At 64.3% G+C, this 19,862-nt stretch carries 19 protein-coding genes; 9 read left to right on the forward strand and 10 right to left on the reverse strand.

The window, feature by feature from the left end; translation table 11 throughout:
• Positions 1 to 4: 4 nt before the first annotated feature.
• Complete coding sequence (locus tag ACFRJ9_RS03555) at positions 5 to 463, forward strand: carboxymuconolactone decarboxylase family protein (protein ID WP_377664493.1); 459 nt, start codon at positions 5 to 7, stop codon at positions 461 to 463.
• A gap of 17 nt (positions 464 to 480) precedes the next feature.
• Positions 481 to 1,389: a sigma-70 family RNA polymerase sigma factor gene (locus tag ACFRJ9_RS03560; RefSeq protein WP_377664495.1), complete on the forward strand. Its 909-nt coding sequence runs from the start codon at positions 481 to 483 to the stop codon at positions 1,387 to 1,389.
• A 78-nt stretch (positions 1,390 to 1,467) separates the two neighbouring features.
• Here ACFRJ9_RS03560 and ACFRJ9_RS03565 read toward each other — a convergent pair whose 3' ends face one another.
• From ACFRJ9_RS03565 to ACFRJ9_RS03580, 4 genes are all read right to left on the reverse strand, one after another.
• Complete coding sequence (locus ACFRJ9_RS03565; RefSeq protein ID WP_377664497.1) at positions 1,468 to 2,280, reverse strand: hypothetical protein; 813 nt, start codon at positions 2,278 to 2,280, stop codon at positions 1,468 to 1,470.
• Positions 2,255 to 3,550 carry an APC family permease gene (locus ACFRJ9_RS03570; RefSeq protein WP_377664499.1) on the reverse strand — a complete coding sequence of 432 codons (1,296 nt, stop codon included), beginning with the start codon at positions 3,548 to 3,550 and terminating at the stop codon, positions 2,255 to 2,257. The genes ACFRJ9_RS03565 and ACFRJ9_RS03570 overlap by 26 nt, the downstream gene beginning before the upstream one ends.
• Before the next feature lie 173 nt (positions 3,551 to 3,723).
• Complete coding sequence (locus ACFRJ9_RS03575) at positions 3,724 to 4,161, reverse strand: hypothetical protein (RefSeq protein ID WP_377664501.1); 438 nt, start codon at positions 4,159 to 4,161, stop codon at positions 3,724 to 3,726.
• 19 nt (positions 4,162 to 4,180) lie between these two features.
• The gene (locus ACFRJ9_RS03580) at positions 4,181 to 6,127 is read right to left on the reverse strand and encodes a primary-amine oxidase (RefSeq protein ID WP_377664503.1); all 1,947 of its coding nucleotides are present in this window, start codon (positions 6,125 to 6,127) and stop codon (positions 4,181 to 4,183) included.
• A 124-nt stretch (positions 6,128 to 6,251) separates the two neighbouring features.
• Between ACFRJ9_RS03580 and ACFRJ9_RS03585 the strand changes: the two genes are divergently transcribed.
• Entirely contained in the window at positions 6,252 to 6,842 is a 591-nt protein-coding gene (locus ACFRJ9_RS03585; protein ID WP_377664505.1) for a TetR/AcrR family transcriptional regulator, read from the forward strand.
• 31 nt (positions 6,843 to 6,873) lie between these two features.
• Here the strand turns inward: ACFRJ9_RS03585 and ACFRJ9_RS03590 are convergent, their stop codons facing one another.
• The gene (locus tag ACFRJ9_RS03590) at positions 6,874 to 7,515 is read right to left on the reverse strand and encodes a LysE family translocator (RefSeq protein ID WP_377664507.1); all 642 of its coding nucleotides are present in this window, start codon (positions 7,513 to 7,515) and stop codon (positions 6,874 to 6,876) included.
• Between the two features lie 161 nt (positions 7,516 to 7,676).
• Here ACFRJ9_RS03590 and ACFRJ9_RS03595 point away from each other — a divergent pair, with 161 nt between their 5' ends.
• Both ACFRJ9_RS03595 and ACFRJ9_RS03600 read left to right on the forward strand, forming a co-directional pair.
• The gene (locus ACFRJ9_RS03595; RefSeq protein WP_377664691.1) at positions 7,677 to 9,089 is read left to right on the forward strand and encodes an aldehyde dehydrogenase family protein; all 1,413 of its coding nucleotides are present in this window, start codon (positions 7,677 to 7,679) and stop codon (positions 9,087 to 9,089) included.
• 132 nt (positions 9,090 to 9,221) lie between these two features.
• On the forward strand, positions 9,222 to 10,079 hold the full coding sequence (locus ACFRJ9_RS03600) for a prephenate dehydratase (RefSeq protein ID WP_377664509.1): 858 nt from the start codon (positions 9,222 to 9,224) through the stop codon (positions 10,077 to 10,079).
• Between the two features lie 24 nt (positions 10,080 to 10,103).
• Here the strand turns inward: ACFRJ9_RS03600 and ACFRJ9_RS03605 are convergent, their stop codons facing one another.
• Genes ACFRJ9_RS03605 through arsB form a run of 4 tightly spaced genes read right to left on the reverse strand, consistent with a single transcriptional unit; the run spans position 10,104 to position 14,054 of the window.
• Positions 10,104 to 11,480, reverse strand: a complete 1,377-nt coding sequence (locus tag ACFRJ9_RS03605) for an FAD-dependent oxidoreductase (RefSeq protein WP_377664511.1) — start codon at positions 11,478 to 11,480, stop codon at positions 10,104 to 10,106.
• A gap of 30 nt (positions 11,481 to 11,510) precedes the next feature.
• A complete protein-coding gene (gene trxB, locus ACFRJ9_RS03610; RefSeq protein WP_377664513.1) occupies positions 11,511 to 12,488 on the reverse strand; it encodes a thioredoxin-disulfide reductase in 978 nt (325 codons plus the stop codon).
• A 25-nt stretch (positions 12,489 to 12,513) separates the two neighbouring features.
• Positions 12,514 to 12,936, reverse strand: a complete 423-nt coding sequence (locus tag ACFRJ9_RS03615) for an arsenate reductase ArsC (protein ID WP_377664515.1) — start codon at positions 12,934 to 12,936, stop codon at positions 12,514 to 12,516.
• A gap of 17 nt (positions 12,937 to 12,953) precedes the next feature.
• Complete coding sequence (arsB, locus tag ACFRJ9_RS03620; RefSeq protein WP_377664517.1) at positions 12,954 to 14,054, reverse strand: ACR3 family arsenite efflux transporter; 1,101 nt, start codon at positions 14,052 to 14,054, stop codon at positions 12,954 to 12,956.
• Positions 14,055 to 14,165: 111 nt separating this feature from the next.
• Here arsB and ACFRJ9_RS03625 point away from each other — a divergent pair, with 111 nt between their 5' ends.
• Both ACFRJ9_RS03625 and ACFRJ9_RS03630 read left to right on the forward strand, forming a co-directional pair.
• The gene (locus ACFRJ9_RS03625; RefSeq protein WP_377664519.1) at positions 14,166 to 14,522 is read left to right on the forward strand and encodes an ArsR/SmtB family transcription factor; all 357 of its coding nucleotides are present in this window, start codon (positions 14,166 to 14,168) and stop codon (positions 14,520 to 14,522) included.
• Between the two features lie 58 nt (positions 14,523 to 14,580).
• Positions 14,581 to 16,119, forward strand: coding sequence for a PEP-utilizing enzyme (locus tag ACFRJ9_RS03630; protein WP_377664521.1), 1,539 nt, complete (start codon positions 14,581 to 14,583; stop codon positions 16,117 to 16,119).
• On the opposite strand, the gene ACFRJ9_RS03635 is transcribed toward ACFRJ9_RS03630, so the two are convergent.
• Positions 16,120 to 18,294: an MMPL family transporter gene (locus tag ACFRJ9_RS03635; protein WP_377664523.1), complete on the reverse strand. Its 2,175-nt coding sequence runs from the start codon at positions 18,292 to 18,294 to the stop codon at positions 16,120 to 16,122.
• A gap of 162 nt (positions 18,295 to 18,456) precedes the next feature.
• On the opposite strand from ACFRJ9_RS03635, the gene ACFRJ9_RS03640 reads away from it, so the two are divergent.
• Both ACFRJ9_RS03640 and ACFRJ9_RS03645 read left to right on the forward strand, forming a co-directional pair.
• Positions 18,457 to 18,924, forward strand: coding sequence for a MarR family winged helix-turn-helix transcriptional regulator (locus tag ACFRJ9_RS03640; RefSeq protein WP_377664525.1), 468 nt, complete (start codon positions 18,457 to 18,459; stop codon positions 18,922 to 18,924).
• A 44-nt stretch (positions 18,925 to 18,968) separates the two neighbouring features.
• On the forward strand, positions 18,969 to 19,784 hold the full coding sequence (locus ACFRJ9_RS03645; protein ID WP_377664527.1) for a methyltransferase domain-containing protein: 816 nt from the start codon (positions 18,969 to 18,971) through the stop codon (positions 19,782 to 19,784).
• Positions 19,785 to 19,862 lie beyond the last annotated feature (78 nt).

A 19,862-nucleotide genomic window follows, 5' to 3' on the forward strand; every position in this document is an offset into this window, starting at 1 on the left:
CACCATGACCCGCATCAACATCGGCCGCACCAACAAGCTGGGCTACGCCGCCGTCATCGGACTGGAAGGCTACGCCCGCAAGTCCGTGGATCCGGATTTGTATGAGCTCATCAAGCTTCGCGCCTCAATCCTCAACGGGTGCGGCTTCTGCGTTGACATGCATGCAACGGACGGCCGGAAACGTGGGATTCCGGCCCGCAAGCTGCATGCCGTGGCAGCCTGGCAGCATTCCAAAGTGTTCTTCGATGCACGCGAACAGGCCGTGTTGGCCCTAACGGACGCAGTGACACAGCTGGGCCCGGACACGGTCACCGACGAAATCTGGAACGCAGCCGCAACGCATTTCGACGAGAGCCAGCTGGGTGGCCTGATCCTGGCAATCTCCACCATCAACGTCTGGAACCGGATTGCCATCAGTACTCAGATGGAGCCGCCCTTGGATGAGAAGAACCCGCTGGTCTGAGCGGTAGCGTGGACGGCATGACTCTTGGGGTGTCGGCCGCAGCGGCGTGGCAGGGCGAACGGAACAGGCTGCTGGGGATCGCGTACCGGATGTTGGGAGACTTCGGCCATGCCGAGGACGTCGTCTCCGAGGTGGCGATCGATGCTGTCCGACAGGAACGGAAAACCAGCGCCGAGAGCGTGGACTCCTGGCCCGCGTGGCTGACCACCGTCTGCGTGCGGCGCTCCATCGACCGGGTGCGGCAGCTCGCCGCGGTCCGCGAGGAGTACACCGGACCATGGCTTCCCGAACCGGTGGACACGTCACGGCTCCCGGAGGAGACAGTGGCCAACCGCGAGCTCCTGTCATTGACTTTGCTGCACCTCGCCGAGCAATTGGCTCCCGAGGCGCGGGCAGCCCTGGTGCTGCACCGCGCTTTCGGGATGTCCGCCCCGGAAATCGCGGAGATCCTGGAAAAGACCCCCGCGGCGGTGCGCCAGATGATTTCACGCTCCGAGCGTCGCCTGGATATTGATCCGGACGCTCCGGCGCCCCGGGCAAAGGACCGTGCGGCCTTGGAGAAGCTGGTGCTCGCCATCGAGCAGGGAGACATCGACACAGTTGTAGCCATGCTGGACCGGGATGCGGTGCTGTGGGCCGACGGCGGAGGCGTGGTCAAGAGCGCCAGGAACCCATTGTTCGGGGCAGCGAGGATCGCGCGTTTCTTCGCGGGCATTCTCGGTAAGGCGGTGGTTTTCGATCCCGCCCAGCCGGTCACTGCCGACGTCATCGAGGTCAATGGCGAATTCGCGATGGTGCTGAGGCACCACGGCCGCGCCGACGTCTTGATTTTCGACGGCGGCCCTGACGGCACCATCCGCGAATTGCGGCAGATCTCCAATCCGGACAAGCTGACGCGGGTTTCGCTGTGGGCCACCACGAAGTAGCGGGAAAGCTGCCCACTCGCCGGAAACTTCCCTACGAACCGGCAGGCTTCCCGCGAACCCGCGGCGCTGGTGGGTGACCTAGTCCCCCGCCGACCCACTCACGCGCAGGGCATTGATGATCGCCGGGATGGACGCGATTAGCATGATCAACGCCCACACTAACGCAACAACCACAGTGATCAGCGCCCAAAACTGATCCCCGATGGATACCAGCGGCCCGGGCAGGAATCCATGGATCAGCCCCAACACCACCTGCAGCAGCACGGAGACCACTAACAGCACCACCAGCCCGGTGACCTTCAAGAACTTCGGCTGACTCAAGATAAGCAGCACGGCGAACACGGCCTTGAGCACCAGCAACAGGCCGAGGATCGCGGCGGCCTGCCCCTTGGGAAAGCTCCCCCACAGGGCCAGATACGCGATGGTCCCGAACGGGGCCGATACGAACAACCCGATCATCAGGAAGAGCTTCGCCAGCGCCAGCATGGCAGTGAGGAAGGCTGCGATGACCCAGAGCAGCGTGACGATCAGCGTCGCAAGCCCTTGGACCCGGCCGTAGGTTCTCAGGTCCATGATCAGGCTGAGCCCCAGCATCACCACGGTGAACAGCAGCAGGCCGTCCAGAAATGCCAGGAAGCCGATGCCGGCGCCCGGCGGATCGGCGTCTGCCCGCTGCGTCTTGAGGAACACATCAAGGGGAACCCCCAGCCTGTTGGCGTCGGTTGCGGAGATGGGGTCGACGGCGGTCTGGCCCAGCAGCAATGACATGCCAATCTCGGCAAGGACTACTACGGCGAAGACCACCAGGGCCGCGTAGAAGAACGGGCGGCGCAGGGCACCCGGGTCGGGCCCGCTGCGGAACCCCTCACGAATTGACCACGCTGCGGCCATGGGTCAATTGTGGCACCGGGGGTTTCAAATACAAGCGCCCCACCCACAAAGCCGCGACACCCAGGACAGCAGGAACCAGCAGCGCCCAGCCGCTGAACAGCAAGACCACCAGCATCACGACGGCGGCCACCATCACCCCGTACCAGGCTGCGGTTCCGCGGGGCAACAGGAGCATCCCGGCGGCCAGCCCGAAAGCGGTCACGGCCGTGAAGCACGCAGACGCGGCACCAATCTGGAATTCCATGCTGAGCAGGCCGGCGGCAGCAAGCGCAAAGGACACCGAGGTCATCACGGCGAGGGAGGCAAGGCTTACGGACGGCACTTCCCCCGGGCCGACGCCGCGCGCGAGGAGCCGCGGCAGCACGCCGTCGGACGCTAAGCGTGCACCCAACTTACTGGCGCCGGCCACGAAAGTGTTGAGCGGCCCGAACGTCAGTACGGCCGCCGCGACCGCTGTCACGGGAGCCGCGGCCGGTCCCAGTCCCTTGGCCAGCAACTCCGCCACAGGCACGCTGCTTCCCGCGAGCCCGGGGCCAAGGACGGCAACGCACGCCGCCACCAAGCCGATGTAAACAATGCCCACAACCACCAGGGTCAGCCACGTTGCGCGTTTGAGGTCGCGCTCGGGGTTGCGGAATTCGGCGGCCAGGTGCGTCACGGCCTCCCACCCGGCGAAGCAGAAGAACAGCAGGCTCGCAGCCCCTCCCACGGCCCAATACCCATGCGGCGCGAAGGGCACAAAGTTTTCCGCTTTGGCGTACGGCGCCGCCACCGCGACGGCCAGTGCAAGCAGGGCCACGAGCAACGCCATCAGCAGCAGTTGCAGTTTGCTGGAGACGCGGATTCCCACCGCGTTGCTCACGAACCCTGCCGCGAGGATCACCCCGGCCGCGATCAGGGCCGTCTCCCGGCCGCCGCCCATGGCATGGGCGATGTACTCCCCGCCGATCACAGCGGTGGCGGGTGCCCCGAACGGAATGGCGAAGTAGAAAAGGTAGCCGGCCACCACTGAGGCGCGTCGCCCGAAAGCGCGGGTTACGAACGTAGCGATTCCGCCGGCGTCGGGCTGCTGCCTGGACATTTCCGCGAAACTGAAGGCCACCGGCGTGCAAAACACCAGCAGCAGCGCCCATGCCAACAACGACGCCGGACCCGCAACTTGGGCGGCGATGGCGGGCAGCACCAGCACACCCGAGCCCAGAATGGCACCTACGTAAATCCCCGTCGCCCTGAATAGCCCAAGGCCCGAATTACTGACAGCTCTACTCACCTATCCACTGAACAGTGTTCGAGGTGGGTGCGGCAAGCAGGGAAACTGCCTGTCGAAGGCAATATACTGCCGAATTTCCGTGAGCCTGTTCCGTCCCGACCTTCTTTAGTCATTGGGCGGCCGAAATTCAACCTGTTTGGGTTGAGCTTTGGCCATCCGGGCGGCAAAGAGGGTCAGGACGGCACGGCGGCCCGACGCCGAAGGCGCGCCACCAGCGTTGCGGCGAGCAACGCCGTCGTGATTTCCAGTCCGATCACCAGCAACAGTCCGGCGGCTCCGGACATATCAACAGCGTTCGACGCCGTCCTGCCGCCATGCGCGTGCCCGGCACCGCCCGCTCCCAGCAGCAGGACAGCATGGAGTCCCACCATGGCAAGGGCGGAAATGGTCACTTGATGGAGGGCGCCCACCCTGCTGTACCGCCAGATGTGGACGGTGCAGGGAATGCAGACGGCAGCGAGGGCAATCATGAGGATACCCAACCAGGCGTCGTGGTGGCCCGAGGCCGCAAGCCACAGGTGCACCAGGCACGACACAGCCGTGAGGGCGGCGCAGATCCGGGGGTGAAGGACGGGCCCGGCTGACCGGACCCGCCCTGCTATTACGGTCATTTCCGTGTCCCGGCTGCGCTTAGTGGCAGTGCCCGGAGGGTTCGCCGTGCTCGCCAGTGGGCTCACTGTGGCAGCTTGAGCCTGTGGCGTTGGCTGGCACATCCAGGACCGGGCTGCGGTCGAAGAAGCCTTCCGGACGCAGTTTGAAACCAACGGTGTCCACGGGCATGATCGGCCAGTCCTCCACACGCGGGAAGTGTGTGAGGCCGAACGTGTGCCAGAGGACGATGTCCTGGCCGTCGATGTCGCGATCCTGGGAAATGTAGGCCGGCAAGCCGGCGCCGCCTGAGTGCTGGTTCACGAAGTCGCCCGTGGGGTAGCGTTCCTCGTCCGCGTAGCGGGTGACCCAGACGTCCTTCGTGGCAAAAGCTGCGCGCTTCGCTATGGAGGAGGCGGGATCGGCCAGCAGCGTGGGCTGGTTCTCGGCGTGGAGCTTGTAGCCGACGGGCTCGCCCAGGCGGTTTTTCGATTCCGGGTTGGAGATGATCCAGGTGCGGCCTGCCCGTGCATCAGCTTCCCGGACGGCTTCGGATTCACGGCCCAGGACGGTGCGCTTGCGGGAGAACGCATTGCCGCGCTCGTTGCCCTCACCCATGGCCTGGCGGACCACGTCCTCTTCCTCCACGCGGTTGGCGAAACCGTCGATCGCCATGTCCAGGCGGGCACTGAAGAGGTGCTGGTGGAAGGGCGCGCCGAGGCCGGGAGCCAGTTGGGAAATGTTGTCCGAGCCGCCTTCCGGGAAGGCACTGGTGAAGACGACGCCGGTGGCCTTGGCCTCAAACTCAATGGTGCCGTCCAAGTAGAGGTACCAGTAGAAGCCGTAGTCGTAGTTGCCGATGGTGGTGAAGAAAGAGATCACCAGGCGGCGGTTGCGGCGGGTGTAGTTGATGCCGGTCCAGAGGTCCGAGTGCTTGGAAAGGATGCCCCAGTCTTCCTCGTGCATGCAGATGCCGTTGCGGATTTCGCGGGGGTTGCCGAAGGCATCGCTGATGACCGGGCTGAGGTAGGTGATGTCACCCAGGCAGTCGCAGCCAAGTTCCAGGGAGTTGGCGTACTGGCCCACCAGGTACTCGCCGGTGTCGAAGTAGTTCTGCCAGGACCGGATGGGTGAGGGGTCGCCGTAGGGAACCACCATCTCGGCGATGGAGCCGCGGTTGATGATAGGACGCTTCTTGTCGCCGTCCTGGAAGGCAAGGTTGTGGAGGACAACTCCTTCGCGGACATCGAAGCCGACATCCACGCTCCACTTTTCCCACTCGACGTGGTTGCCGCCCGTGACCGTGAAGCTCGGACCTTCGGGCTGCGTGATGCTGATGGGCTTTTGCGTGGTGCGGAGCGGGCCAGTCAGTTCGGGGTCCGTGTAATTTCCATGCTCGGCGGGGATGGGCATGGCTCCGAGGTCAATGACCTGGGTGACTTCTTTGTTCACCACGTCCACGTAGGCCACGAGCCCATCCACAGGGTGCGCCCAAGCGCTGTCCTCGGGGAAGTCCTGCACGAAGGCCAGGCCACGGAGGATGCGGCGGCCGCGCTCCTCTTCGTATTCGAAGACGCCAGCGGACAGCGGAGCCACACGAACCTTTTCCACGTCCAAGTTCCGGGCAGCGAGGGCTGCCAGCCAACGCTCATCGGTGGCGAGAAGTGTCTCCACCACCTCAAATTCTTCTTCCAGCACAGGGAGTTCGCCTGAGACTTTGGTATCCAGCTCTATGGCTGTCAGGATTTCACCGCGGGTCACGGAGACGAGGACATCAGTAGGCGCCCCGCCGGCAATGTCGTGGATGAAGACGCGGAATCGGCGGTCTACTTCTGCCTGCCCACGGGAAGGATCCACCAACCCCAGGTAGGCGATCCGCTTTTCGGAACCGAGGTGTCCGGCGGCCTGCAGGATTGCTTGGACCTCGGAGATCTCGGCGCCCGTGGCCAGGCGGTACTGGGTTGCTGTCTCAGTTGCTGTGGGCGTCATGGCTGCCTCTTGTCCGGGGACCTACGATGGGTCGGGATTTATTTTCTATAGGTGTAGAGAATAACCAAAACGTAAGATGTGTCACAAGACCTTTCCGCCGATTATTTTTCCGGGAGCCCCTTCAGTGCCAAAGATTGTGGACCACGATCAACGACGCCTCGAACTGGTCGACGCAACCTGGCGGATCATCGCAAGGCTCGGCATGGAAGGCGCCACCATGCGGGAAATAGCCGAGGAAGCAGGCTTCGCCAACGGCGCCCTCAAGCCCTACTTCCCCACCAAGGACCTGCTGCTGACATCGGCGTTCGGGCACGTTTTCAATCGGACCAACCAACGCATCGCCACCGTGACCGAGGGGCTTTCAGGCGTGGCGGCGCTCCGGGCATTCTGCGCCGAAGTCCTGCCCCTGGATGAGGAACGCGTCAACGAAGCCCGCATCGTGATCCCGTTTTGGCAGAAGGCACTCAACGACGCCGATATGGCCGCTCTTCACGGCGAGTCCATGAGCCAATGGCACGCCACCATCACTGCCCATTGCGCGGCAGCCCGGGCGGCAGGCGAGATCGAGACCCCCATTGGGGACGCCGCCGTCGCCGACCACCTGCTCAACATGATGCTCGGCGCGCAGATCGCCGCCGCGCTGTCCCCCAACGAGCATTTCTCCCTGGACCTTGCGGGGCAGCTGGATAATTACCTGGCGCTGCTGGCGGCTTAGGTAGCTGGCGACTCCGCTAGTTGGTAGCGCCTTAGCTCGTGGCGCCCGATGCCACCACGCCGACGCCCAGCCCGGCGATCACGCCGCTGCTGACACGCTCGACGACGGTGCTCACCTTGGGCCGCTTGAGCCACCGCATCGCTTTGAACGCGACCACGGCGATCATCGAGAGATACGCGAAGGCAATGACGGCCACCACGACGCCCAGAATGAGGGACGTGCCCATGGTGTCGCCGCCGTGCGGGATGAACTGCGGGACCACGGCCAGGTAGAAGAGGCCAACCTTGGGGTTGAGCAGCGTGGAGAGGGCTCCGGCACCCAACGCCGAGAGCCTGCTGTAAGGGAGGGGTGCTTCCGCGGCGGACCCGTCGGCGCCTGCCTTGGCTGCCTTCCGGGACTTGATGAACGAAGAGACGCCCAGGTACAGCAAGTACAGGCCGCCTGCGATCTTGACCCAGCGGAACAGCTCCGCGGACTGCTCCAGAATGGCGGCGAGGCCTACGCCCACCAATGCAGCCCAGGCAATGGCGCCAACCGCAGACCCTGCAGCCGCAGCAATTCCGGCACTGGGACGGTTCAACGCTATTCGCAGGACAAGGAAGGTGTCCGGGCCGGGCGTTACGGACAGGACCAGGCAGAGGCCGGCGAAGGCTGCAAGGGAAGCAAGAGTCACAAGGTCGATTATCAGGCAGGAGCGCCGGAACGGAAAGCGTTCGCTTCCCGTCAAGGGCCGTTCGTGCATAGACAAGGCCCAACCGCGTGACGCCGACCACACTGGAAACATCGCCGCGCGCCTTACTGGCCGCCAAGACTTACTACCCGAGCGGAGTACCAATGGAGACTTACGACGCCCTGCTGGCCTCGATCACCCCGGCCCCCGGCCAGAACAGCCGCACCATCCTTGACCCGGCCACCGGCCAGGCTGTCGGCGAAGCACCTGTTCACACCGTCGAGGACCTCGAAGCCGCCATCACCGCCGCCGCTTCCGCGCAACCTGCCTGGGCTGCCTTGGGCCACGACGCCAGGTCCGCCGCGCTCATGAAGGCCGCCGACGCCGTCGAGCGTTCCGCCGAGGAACTCGCCCAGCTGCTCTCCCGCGAGCAAGGCAAGCCGCTGAACGGCCCGAACGCACGCTTCGAAGTCGGCGCGTGTGCCGCTTGGCTGCGCGCCACAGCCGCTACCCCGTTGGACCCTGAAACCGTAGTGGACGACGGCGAAACCCGCGCCGAACTGCACTACCGGCCCATCGGCGTCGTGGGTGCCATTGGCCCGTGGAACTGGCCCATGATGATCACCGTCTGGCAGATCGCACCGGCCCTGCGCATGGGCAACGCCGTAGTGGTCAAGCCGTCCGAAAACACCCCGCTGTCAGTGCTGGCATTGGCCTCGATCATCAACGAAGAGCTGCCCGAGGGCCTGCTGTCCGTGGTTTCCGGCGGCCGCGACGTCGGCGAAGCGCTGGCCTCGCACGATGCCATTGGCAAGGTCATGTTCACCGGCTCCACGGCCACGGGCAAGGCGATCATTCGTTCGTCGGCGGATACGGTCAAGCGGCTCACTCTGGAACTCGGTGGCAACGACGCCGGCATCGTCCTGCCGGACTCCGACCCCAAGGCCATCGCCGAGGGCCTGTTCTGGGGCGCGTTCATCAACACCGGCCAGACCTGCGCCGCCCTGAAGCGCCTGTACGTTCACGAGTCCCAGTACGAGGCTGTGTGTTCAGAGCTCACTGCTGTTGCCGCTGCGATGCCCATGGGTAACGGCTTGGATGAGAACAACGTCCTGGGCCCGCTGCAGAACCGGCAGCAGTACGACATCGTGGCCCGGCTGGTCGATGCCGCCAAGGCCTCGGGTGCCCGCGTGCTGATTGGCGGCAACCCCGACGCAAACCAGCCCGGTAACTTCTACCCCACCACGCTGGTGGCCGACATCGACAACGACAACCCGCTGGTGGCTGAGGAGCAGTTCGGGCCCGCCTTGCCGATCATCAAGTACAGCACCGTTGATGAGGCGGTGGCCAAGGCGAACGCGCTCGACGTCGGACTGGGCGCCTCGGTCTGGTCCTCCGACGTGGGTGCCGCGCGCGAAGTCGCCGCACGGATCCAGGCCGGAACCGTGTGGATCAACAAGCACGGCGCCGTGGACCCGCGCATTCCGTTCGGTGGCGCGAAGCAGTCCGGCTACGGCCTCGAGTTCGGCGCCGAGGGCCTGAAGGCCCTGGGCGTCCCGCAGATCATCAACGGCTAATACTTACAACTGACTGGCATTAGTGGTTGCTATGAGTCCTCATTCCAACCACTAATGCCAGTCAGTTTGCTTTCCGGCCACAGAATGGACCCGTTTGGGTTGCCGGGGGCTCCGCGTGTAACCATGAGCACCATGTCCCAGAAGATTGCGTACCAAGGTGAGCCGGGAGCCAATTCGGATCTCGCGTGCAAGGAAATGTTCCCCGAACTCGAAAGCGTCCCGTGCGCGAGCTTTGAGGACGCCTTTGAACTGGTATCCACGGGCGAAGTCGATCTGGCCATGATCCCGATTGAGAACTCCATCGCCGGACGCGTGGCTGACATCCACGTCCTGCTCCCCCAGTCCAAGCTCCAGATCGTCGGCGAGTACTTCCTGCCGATCCGCTTCGACCTCTTGGGGATCCCGGGCAGCACCATCGAGGGCGCCACAGAGGTCCACAGCCACATCCACGCGCTGGGCCAGTGCCGCAAGATCATTCGCGAGGCCGGTCTCAAGCCTGTCATCGCCGGTGACACCGCGGGCTCAGCACGCGAGGTCCGGGATTGGAACGATCCCCGCAAGCTTTCCCTCGCTCCGCCGCTCGCCGCTCAACTGTACGGGCTGGACGTCCTGGCCTCGGGCGTCGAAGATGACCCCACCAACACCACCCGCTTTGTTGTTCTGGCCCGTGAACGCGAGCTTCCCACGAAGGAAGAACTGCCTGGCCCCGCGATCACCAGCTTCGTGTTCCGCGTCCGCAACGTTCCCTCTGCCCTTTACAAAGCGCTCGGCGGTTTCGCGACCAACGGCCTCAACATGACCCGGTTGGAGAGCTACATGGTGGGCGACGAATTCGCCGCCACCATGTTCCTCTCCGACGTCGAAGGTCATCCCGAGGATGCCCGACTCCGCCGTGCCTTGGAGGAATTGGAGTTCTTCACCACCGAGGTCCGGGTCCTTGGTGTTTACGCCGCTGACGGTTACCGCGAACGCAACACCGTCAGCGCCTGACGCGCCGCCGGAAGACGGCGATCCCTACCCGCCGGACCGGCCGTGGGCCAGCCCGGTGGGAAAGCCGATAAGCACCGGTTCAGGAACAGAGCAGCAACCGCTGGCCTGCTCCTCCTCCGTTAGCGCAGCAGCCACAGCAGGAACATCGCAACTGGAACCGGCGTCGGATGAACAGACACCCGTTTCCGGTAGCTCCAAATGGACGGTGTCAGCAGCCGCCTGATCCCCGGCCAATGCCGCAGCCACAGAACGGACCTGCTCGTAGCCGGTGGCCATCAGGAACGTCGGAGCACGGCCGTAGGACTTCATGCCCACGATGTAGAAGTCCTTCTCCGGGTGGGCGAGAACCTTGGCTCCGTGCGGCGGGACCGTGCCGCAGGAGTGAAACTCGGGATCAATGAGCGGACCCAGTTCCATGGGCGCTTCAACAGCGGGGTCCAGGTTCAGGCGCAGTTCCCGGAGCATGTCCAGGTCAGGGCGGAACCCGGTACAAGGCACGACGACGTCCGTCACCAGAGCGCGTCCGTCGACGGACGCTACGGTCAGGCCCTGCTCCGAATCAGCGAAGGAGCTGATACCGAATCCCGTGTGCAGTTCGACCTTTCCTGTCTCCACTAAACGGCGAAGTCGGGCGCCGAGCTGTCCGCGTGCAGGCAGGCCATCGGCATCACCGCCGCCGTAGACCTTCTCTGCTGAGGCTCCCCGTACCGCCCACAGGATCCGCGTTTCCGGTTCTTCCTTGGCAAGATCAGCGAGGTTGATGAGTGTGTTGGCTGCGGAGTGCCCCGCTCCGACCACCAGGACCCGCCGTCCAGCGAAGGAGTCTCGATCGCGGCCGGAAACATCAGGCAGCGGCGAGGAGATCCGGGCTGCGGCACGGTCTTCACCGATTGCCGGCAACCCCGAGGTGCCCAACGGATTGCGCGTGGACCACGTGCCTGAGGCGTCGATGACCGCGGACACAGTGTGGTCGCGCACCTCCCCGGCGGCGTGTTCAACGCGCACTATGAAGGGGGTGGTGTCGCGGTGGCGCACATGGGTCTTGTCCATGCCCTTTCGGGTGACCGCCGCGACCTTGGATCCTGTCTGGAGCCGGGCGGCGATCTCCGGGGTCGCAGCCAACGGTGCCAGATAGTTGTCGATGAGTTCTCCTCCATATGGCAGTGCCGTTAGCCGAGGCGATTCCCACCCCGTGGGCTCCAGCAATCGGACGGCCGCTGCGTCGAGGTTGAACCGCCACGGGGAGAACAACCGGATGTGTCGCCACTGCTCAATGGCGGCGCCCGCTGAGGGACCGGCCTCAAAGATCATTGGCTCCAGGCCGCGTTCAAGCAGGTGAGCTGCCGCAGCCAAGCCGATAGGGCCAGCACCGATCACGGCGACAGGAAGGTTCTCATCCATGTGTTACTCGTTCCTCAGTCGGGGATTTGCTCAGAAGTGGGTGGGCTCTTCGACCAGTGCCGTGGCGATGCTGTCAGCGTCGTCCAAGGCTGCGAGGTACCGTTCGGCGTCCAAAGCAGCTGAGCATCCAGTGCCAGCGGCGGTGATGGCCTGGCGATAGCGATGATCCACGGCGTCGCCGCACGCGAAGACGCCGGAGAGATTGGTGCAGGTGGTCGGTGAATCCACCTTGATGTAGCCCTCGGCGTCGAGGTCCACCTGTCCTTCAACCAGTTCAGTCCGTGGCAAGTGGCCGATGGCAACGAAGATTCCAGTTGCCGCCTGTTCCCGGGTTTCACCGGTACGCGTGTCTTTGAGCGTCACGCCCGTGACCTTGGTGTCGCCGTGAATGGCCGTAATGGCTGAGTTCCAGGCAAACGTGATCTTGGGATTGTCCTTGGCACGCTGGGCCATGATCCGTGACGCCCGCAGTTCATCCTTCCGGACCACTACCGTGACGGACCTCCCAAAGCGCGTCAGGAAGGTGGCTTCCTCCATCGCGGAGTCGCCGCCGCCCACAACAATGATGTCCTGCTCCCGAAAGAAGAAGCCGTCGCACGTGGCACACCAGGACACTCCGTGGCCGCTGAGCTTCTTCTCTTCCGGCAGGCCAAGCTCTTTGTAGGCCGAGCCAGTGGCGAGGATGACGGCAGGTGCTTCGTGAGTTTCGCCGGCCCCGGTGACCACGCGCTTGAGGTGACCCTTGAGATCAACCTCAGTGACGTCGTCGAACACTATCCGCGCGCCGAACTTTTCAGCTTGTTCCTGGAGACCGTCCATGAGCTCGGGGCCCTGGATGCCGGCGGGGAAACCAGGGAAATTTTCCACCTCCGTGGTGTTCATGAGGGCGCCGCCGGCTGTGACCGAGCCGGCCAGCACCAAAGGGCTCAACCCCGCACGGGCAGCGTAGATGGCCGCCGTGTAGCCGGCAGGGCCGGACCCGATGATGATGAGTTGTTCGTTGCTCACGGGAGTCGCTCCTGGGTTGTCGGGATTACTTGGCGGCGGGGATTAGTGAGGCGATCAGGCCCTCGATGCGGGCTTTGATCTCATCGCGGATGGGACGCACGGCATCAACACCTTGCCCGGCGGGATCTTCAAGAACCCAGTCCTCGTAGCGTTTGCCGGGGAAGTACGGGCATTCGTCGCCGCAGCCCATGGTGATGACCACATCGGATTCCTTCACGGCCTCGGTGGTGAGGACCTTGGGGATTTCCGCGGACATGTCGATGCCGAGTTCGGACATCGCTTCAACGGCAGCCGGGTTGACCTTGTCGGCCGGCTGGGAACCCGCGGAGCGGACCTCGATGGCACCTTGGGAAAGGGTGGTGAGGAACGCGGCGGCCATCTGCGAGCGCCCGGCATTGTGGACGCAGACGAAAAGGACGGAAGGCTTCTTGGCGGTTTCGGTGGTCATCAATTTTTCCTCGAAGGTCAGGCAGCGATGGCGGTGGGGGTGAAATAGCGCTTGCGCGCCCAGAGGGCTACATACACAAGTGCAACAAGGACGGGTACTTCAATCAAGGGTCCAACGACGCCGGCGAGGGCCTGCCCTGACGTCATGCCGAAGGTTCCGATCGCTACGGCGATGGCGAGTTCGAAGTTGTTGCCGGCCGCCGTGAACGCGAGCGTGGTGGTTTTCGCGTATCCGAGATTCAACAACCGGCCGATCACCATCCCGGCGCCGAACACCACCAGGAAGTAGACGACCAGTGGCAAGGCGATCCGAAGAACATCCATCGGCCTGGAGATGATGGTGCCGCCTTGGAGCGCGAACAAGAGCGTAATGGTGAAAAGGAGGCCGTAGAGCGCCCACGGACCAATCGTGGGCAGGAGGATTCCCTCATACCAGCTGCGGCCTTTGACCTTCTCGCCAACAACTCGTGTGAGGAAGCCTGCGAGCAATGGGATGCCAAGAAATATCAGCACTGAGAACGTAATGGCCCAGAAGGAGAAGTCAGCAGCCGTGGTGGGAAGACCCAAGAGGGACGGCAGCCACTGGAGGTAGAACCAACCCAGAGCACCGAAGGCGATCACCTGGAAGGCTGAGTTGACGAACACGAGCACGGCCGCGGATTCACGGTCTCCGCAGGCGAGGTCGTTCCAGATCATGACCATGGCGATGCAGCGGGCCAGGCCAACAATGATCAGTCCGGTCCGGTATTCCGGGAGGTCGGGGATGAACGCCCACGCCAACGCGAACATGAAGGCTGGAGCGAGGACCCAGTTGATCACCAGCGAGGTGACCATGAGCTTCCGGTCGGCCAGCACTCGGTGCGCTTGGTCGTAGCGGACCTTGGCGAGGACCGGGTACATCATCACCAGCAGGCCCAGGGCGATAGGCAGCGACACTTCGCCGACCTTCACGGCCTCGAGCGCGCTGTTCAAGCCCGGAACGAGGCTGCCCAGCAGCAAACCCAGCGCCATGGCGGCGATGATCCAGACCGGCAGGAAGCGATCCATTGCGGAGAGCTTCCCAACGACGCCGGACTCGGGGGTGGCATCACGGGCTGCGGTTTGCGTCGGGGTGCTCACAAGACTCCTGGCTCTAACGCCCACAAACGAACTGGGCAAAGATTGATGAACTTCGATATTGAGTATGTCCAGGTATATCGATGATTGTCAATGTATGTGCATAATGGATGCATGGAATCCGGGCAAACTGTGGAGCTGACACCAGTGGAGGCCGAAGCGTGCTGCGAGCCGTCGGGGCAACAGGCCATCGACGACTACGAGGCACAGCTAAGGGCCTCGGTTTTCAAAGCCCTTGCAGACCCCAACCGCCTGCGCCTCTTGTCCATCGTCAAGGGTTCAGAGGGGGGCGAGGCCTGCGTGTGCGACCTCACCGAGCCCTTGGACCTCGGCCAGCCAACGGTGTCCCATCACCTGAGAATCCTTGTGGACGCAGGCCTCCTCCACCGCGAGAAGCGTGGCACGTGGGCCTATTACTCCCTTGTCCCGGGAGCCATTGAACGGACCACCGGCCTCTTGGAGACCCTGTGACCGGCCTTGCGGCAACCAGCTCGCGCCCGAACGACGCCGAGGACTGGCCACCCGCATCATGACAGCCCTGCCAGAGCCCGTCAGCTGGATAGCACCAGGCAAAGGCGTGTGGGCACGCAATTTCCGGCTCGGTGAGTGGCTCCCTGATCCGTTGACACCGCTGTTTGCGAACTGGCTCATTCCCCGGGTCGAGAGCGGGTTCCTCGACGGCATGGAGGATGACGTCCACGTGCGTGTGCCGTTTCGATACGGCTCTGTGAACGGCTGGTATTTCAACTCCCCGCCAATTCCTACCCCGTGGACCGTGGCGCCGCTGATACTCCGCAGCCGGGGTCGTCTGCCTTGGTTCCTCATCAACGCCCTTCTCCGCGCGTCAACCAACCCGGCTGCGGCGCACCGCGCAGTTCTCCACGGCTTGGAGCTGAAGTGGCGTGAACAATTGCTGCCTGGATACCAGGAACTCGTGAGGCAAACGGAAGGGGAAGTCGAGACGGCATCGCCGGCCAGGCTCATTGAGTTGGTTGACGCGATCAGCCGGCAGGCCGGGATCCAGCTGTGGTCATTGTCGGTAGTAGGCGGATCGGCCTGGAAGATGGAGGCCGCGTTGGCTGTCTTCTGGAAGAAGCATCTTGCCGGCCCGCTCGGCGACACACCAGCGGGAAACCAAGGACACCAGGTGCTTCTTCGCGGCTTCACGGGCACCCGGCCTTCGGAGGCGAACCACGCCGTCTACTCCCTCGACTGGTACTACCCCACCGCCGGAGAGACCCGAAACGCGGGGAGAGACGCGGACACGGATTCAGAGACTCCAGGTACGCAAGCGCTCATAGCCCGGCGGAACGAAGCAGAAGCTGCGGCCCGGAAGGTATTGCTTGATACTCGAGGGAAGCTGGTTCACTTCGATTCCCTCCTGGCCATGGCCCGCTACTACGCCGTCCTCCGCGAAGAACAATCCCTGAACTTGACGCTCGCCTGGCCCGTACTGCGCCGCTGCGCCCAAAGGCTAGGCGAACACCACGCCATCACGGGTGCCATCGACCACCCCCAGGACGTTCACTTCCTTACCTTGGACGAAGTCCGCCACCCTGAGGGGGACTACCGCGCACAGGTTGAGGTTCGCCGCAGCACCTGGCAGCGGCAAAGGCAGTTGGACGCGCCACTGACCATCGGCGAACCCGTGAGGTTCGGAGGCGAACCGGGCAGGTCCGGAAGCGACCCCGTCGGAAACGCCGTAGCAGCAGCCAGAACCACATCCGAATATCCCAAGGACGCCATCATCGGCCACCCGGCCAGCAGCGGACGCATTGGCGGCAGGGTGCGGGTGATGGCAGGACCGGAAGACGCCACCAGCTTCCAAGCGGGCGAAATCCTCGTGGCCCGTTCAACTGCGCCGGTTTGGACTCCGCTCTTCGCCCGTGCCGCCGCCGTGGTCACCGACGGCGGAAGCCTCGCAGCCCATGCCTCGCTCATTGCCCGCGAATACGGAATCCCCGCCGTGGTGGGAACGGGCGACGCTACCCGGCGCCTCCATACAGGCCAATTTGTGACCGTTGATGGCGGCGCCGGCTACGTCGACCCAAACAACCAGCAAGCCTGACTAGCGCCCCACGGGCGCCTCTTCTTCCTCGCGCGGCCCAAGCGAAGCTGCGGAAGGCTCACGCCCCAGCTTTCCCGGCCACCAGATCTTGCTGCCAATGTCGTACGCCAAAGCGGGCACCAGCAGGGAGCGGACCAGCACAGTGTCCAGCAGCACCCCGAACGCCACGATGAACGCCAGTTGCACCAGGAACATGATGGGGATGACTCCCAAGGCGGCAAACGTTGCTGCCAGCACAACACCGGCAGACGTAATGACTCCACCCGTAACGGCCAGTCCGCGCAGGATCCCGGGCCTGGTCCCGTGCTTCAGCGACTCTTCGCGGACACGGCTCATCAGGAAGATGTTGTAGTCCACGCCAAGGGCCACCAGGAACACGAATCCGAACAGCGGCACGGTGGCGTCGGCCCCGGAGAATCCGAAGATCCCGTTGAACACCCAGGCGGAAACACCCATCGCGGCGCCGTAGGACAGGACCACGGAGAGCACCAGCAGCACCGGCGCCACTACGGACCGCAGCAGAAGCATCAGGATGAAAAGAATGACCACCAGGACAATCGGGATGATGACCACCAAGTCGCGTTGCGCGGTGGTGTTGGTGTCCAGGGCAGTGGCGGTGACCCCGCCAACCAACGCTCCGGCGTCGACCTCGCGGACCGCCACCCGCAGCGACTTCACCGCTTCCTCGGCCTCGATCGAATCGGCCGCTGAGTTCAGCGTTGCGTTGATCAGCACCTTGCCGTCGCGGACCGCCGGTTCCGCCGGTGTGCCGGGCGCACCGGTGATGGGCACACTGCCTTCGGCCAGGAGGTACGCGTCGCCGATGCCGTCGGAGGCCTTCACTTTGTCCAGGACCTGCTGCGCGGCACCTTGGGAGGCGACCACGACGGCGGGGCTGCCGCTGCCGGCGTCGAAGTGGCGCGCCAGCGCGTCCTGGCCGTCCACGGCGTCGGACTGGGACAGGATGACATCCGTTTGCGGGACGCCGTTGGCCTTCAATTGCAGGACGCCGACGGAGGCGACCAGCAGCACCAGGACCGATGCCACCCACACCACCCGCGGCCGCTTGGAAACGATAGTGCCGATGCCTCGCCACAGACCCTTTTGCCCCTCAAGCCCGGTGAGGATCTCAGGTTCGCGTTCGTCGTCGGGCAGCAACTTGGGCCGGAAGGGCCAGAACGCCGCGCGACCCAGCAGCGCCATAAGAGCGGGCAACAGCGTGAGCGCAGCGAACAACGAGCAGAGGATGCCGGCCGCCGCGACAGGACCGAGCGCCTTGTTGGAGTTCAGGTCCGAGAAGAGCAGGCACAGCAGGGCGATGATGACGGTCGCACCCGAGGCAAGAATCGGCTCAAAGGAGGCCTTCCACGCGGTGATGACGGCCTGGGTGCGGTTGGTGGTGTGCGTCAGCGCCTCACGGAACCGCGCCACAAACAGCAGCGCATAGTCGGTCGCCGCGCCAATCACCAGGATGGACAGGATGCCTTGGCTCTGGCCGTTCAGCTGGATCCAGCCCAGCTTGGCCATGCCGAATACCAGCAGGATCGCCGCGCACAGGGCGAACACCGACGTGAACAGTACCGCCAAGGGCAGCACCACCGAGCGGTACACCAGCAGCAGGATCACGAAGACCGCGCCCAGCGCCACCAGCAGCAGGATGCCGTCGATCCCCCCGAATGCGTTGACGAGGTCGGCGGTCAGGCCGGCCGGACCCGTCACGTAGGCGCGCATGCCGTCCGGGGCGCCGGGTTGGACAGTGTCGCGCAGCAGTTGGACCGACTCGCGCAACTCATCGGACGACGCCATGGGAACGATGAACTGGACCGCTTTGCCGTCTTCCGACGGGATAGGCCCGACGACGGCGCTCCCCAGCTTGAGTGCCTCAATATCGGCTTTCAGCTGGGCTGCTTCGCCCAGCTGGGCCGGGGTGAATGCGGCGTCGTTCTCCACGATGACCACGGCAGGGATCTCCTCGGAGTCCCGGAACTTGGCCTGCCAGTCCCCGGCCTCGGTCGCTTCGGCGCCAGCGGGGAGGAACGAGGCCTGGTCATTGGACGAGACCTCGTCCAGACGCCCGAACGTGGGGCCGCCAATTCCGGCGATGCCCAGCCACGTGACCACCAGCACCACGGGCACCAGCCAGCGCAGCCAGAACGGTACTTTCTGCAGGTTCATGAGTCCTTCTTCTCCGGGGATGCGTGATGTCTTTATTCCACCATAGATTATCTCTACCATGGAACTAATCCAAGGGCGGGGAAGCTGATGCCGGATTCCCCAGCCGCTGGGAGTAATATCCGGAAGGCAACAACAAGAGACCACCCTGGCAGGAGGGCAGACATGAACACCGCACCCCAGGAGCTCGTCCGCCTCCTCCAAGACTTCACCCTCGAGGCAAACCACTACGTCGACGCCGCAGGCGGACAAAACGACATGCACCGGACGGACCTCAACGCGCTCGCCGTGATCATGCGCCATTCCGCCGCAGGCCGGGTGGTCACCCCGGGCGTCCTCCGCGCCGAACTCCGGCTCAGCTCCCCCGCCACCACAGCGCTTATCGACCGGCTGCACGCCTCGGGGCATGTGGTCCGCGAGCGTCTTGGGACGGACCGCCGGCAAGTCCAGCTGCACATGACTCCCAAGGCGCACCGCGACGGAAGTGCCATGTTCATGCCGCTCGCCATCCGCATGGGCCAGGCCATGGCGGCGTACAGTGCCGAGGAATTGGAACTCGTCCGGCGCTTCATGACGGACATGGTGGACGCCACGCTGGCCGCACGCGAGGAAGCCACCCACAAGAGCGACTGACCGCGTTCCGCCTAAATTCACCTTTCAAGTTGTAGCGTTTCCCTATGAACGCGCAGCAGCCTGAAGATGTCTACACCCACGGGCACCACGAGTCAGTTGTCCGGGCCCACGCCTCACGAACGGTCGAGAATTCGGCCGCGTTTGTCATCCCCCATCTCACCGCCGGAACATCAGTGCTCGACGTCGGATGCGGGCCTGGCAGCATCACGTGCGACTTCGCGGGACTGGTTGCGCCCGCGCAAGTGATCGGCTTGGACCGCTCGGCGGATATCGTGGCCCAGGCAGCAGAACTCGCTACCGAGCGCGGCGTGGACAACGTGGAATTCCGGACCGGCAATATCTACGATCTCGACTTCGAGGACGAGTCCTTCGATCTCGTCCACGCCCACCAGGTCCTACAACATCTGACCGACCCGGTGGCCGCACTGCGTGAGATGCGCCGGGTGGCCAAGCCCGGCGCCATTGTGGCCGTGCGCGACGCCGACTTCCACGGCATGAGCTGGTACCCGGAAGTTCCGGAACTCGACGACTGGATGACGCTGTACCAAAAGATCGCCCGCCGCAACGGAGCAGAGCCCGACGCCGGCCGTCGGCTGGTGTCCTGGGCCCAGCAGGCGGGATTCACCCAAGTGGCGCCCACCAGCAGCAACTGGCTCTACGCCACAGCCCAACAGCGAGCATGGCAGTCACGGGTGTGGAGTGAACGCGTCCTGCACTCCGCTTTCGCCGAGCAGGCTTTGGAGTACGGCTTCGCCAACGAAGCCGACCTTGCCCGGATCGCTGCCGGCTGGCACCGCTGGGGAGCCACGGATGACGGCTACTTCCTCATTCCCAACGGTGAAGTGATCGCCCGGGCCTGAAAAGCCAAAAAGAATTTCCCCGGCGATGTAGAAAAGCCCGCCCCGGTTCCGACCCATGAGTGAAAGCACCCAAACAGG

Origin of the sequence: Paenarthrobacter sp. NPDC056912, assembly GCF_042786555.1 — a bacterium.
Taxonomy (GTDB): Bacteria; Actinomycetota; Actinomycetes; order Actinomycetales; family Micrococcaceae; genus Arthrobacter.

What these genes read in the sequence shown, in the direction of transcription:
- ACFRJ9_RS03630 (WP_377664521.1), top strand. Translation starts at nt 14,581, where the DNA reads ATGACAGCCCTGCCAGAGCCCGTCAGCTGGATAGCACCAGGCAAAGGC.
- ACFRJ9_RS03615 (WP_377664515.1), bottom strand. Translation starts at nt 12,936, where the DNA reads ATGACCACCGAAACCGCCAAGAAGCCTTCCGTCCTTTTCGTCTGCGTC.
- ACFRJ9_RS03580 (WP_377664503.1), bottom strand. Translation starts at nt 6,127, where the DNA reads ATGACGCCCACAGCAACTGAGACAGCAACCCAGTACCGCCTGGCCACG.
- ACFRJ9_RS03565 (WP_377664497.1), bottom strand. Translation starts at nt 2,280, where the DNA reads ATGGCCGCAGCGTGGTCAATTCGTGAGGGGTTCCGCAGCGGGCCCGAC.
- ACFRJ9_RS03600 (WP_377664509.1), top strand. Translation starts at nt 9,222, where the DNA reads ATGTCCCAGAAGATTGCGTACCAAGGTGAGCCGGGAGCCAATTCGGAT.
- ACFRJ9_RS03595 (WP_377664691.1), top strand. Translation starts at nt 7,677, where the DNA reads ATGGAGACTTACGACGCCCTGCTGGCCTCGATCACCCCGGCCCCCGGC.
- ACFRJ9_RS03645 (WP_377664527.1), top strand. Translation starts at nt 18,969, where the DNA reads ATGAACGCGCAGCAGCCTGAAGATGTCTACACCCACGGGCACCACGAG.
- ACFRJ9_RS03560 (WP_377664495.1), top strand. Translation starts at nt 481, where the DNA reads ATGACTCTTGGGGTGTCGGCCGCAGCGGCGTGGCAGGGCGAACGGAAC.
- ACFRJ9_RS03635 (WP_377664523.1), bottom strand. Translation starts at nt 18,294, where the DNA reads ATGAACCTGCAGAAAGTACCGTTCTGGCTGCGCTGGCTGGTGCCCGTG.
- ACFRJ9_RS03605 (WP_377664511.1), bottom strand. Translation starts at nt 11,480, where the DNA reads ATGGATGAGAACCTTCCTGTCGCCGTGATCGGTGCTGGCCCTATCGGC.
- ACFRJ9_RS03625 (WP_377664519.1), top strand. Translation starts at nt 14,166, where the DNA reads ATGGAATCCGGGCAAACTGTGGAGCTGACACCAGTGGAGGCCGAAGCG.
- ACFRJ9_RS03575 (WP_377664501.1), bottom strand. Translation starts at nt 4,161, where the DNA reads ATGACCGTAATAGCAGGGCGGGTCCGGTCAGCCGGGCCCGTCCTTCAC.
- ACFRJ9_RS03640 (WP_377664525.1), top strand. Translation starts at nt 18,457, where the DNA reads ATGAACACCGCACCCCAGGAGCTCGTCCGCCTCCTCCAAGACTTCACC.
- ACFRJ9_RS03555 (WP_377664493.1), top strand. Translation starts at nt 5, where the DNA reads ATGACCCGCATCAACATCGGCCGCACCAACAAGCTGGGCTACGCCGCC.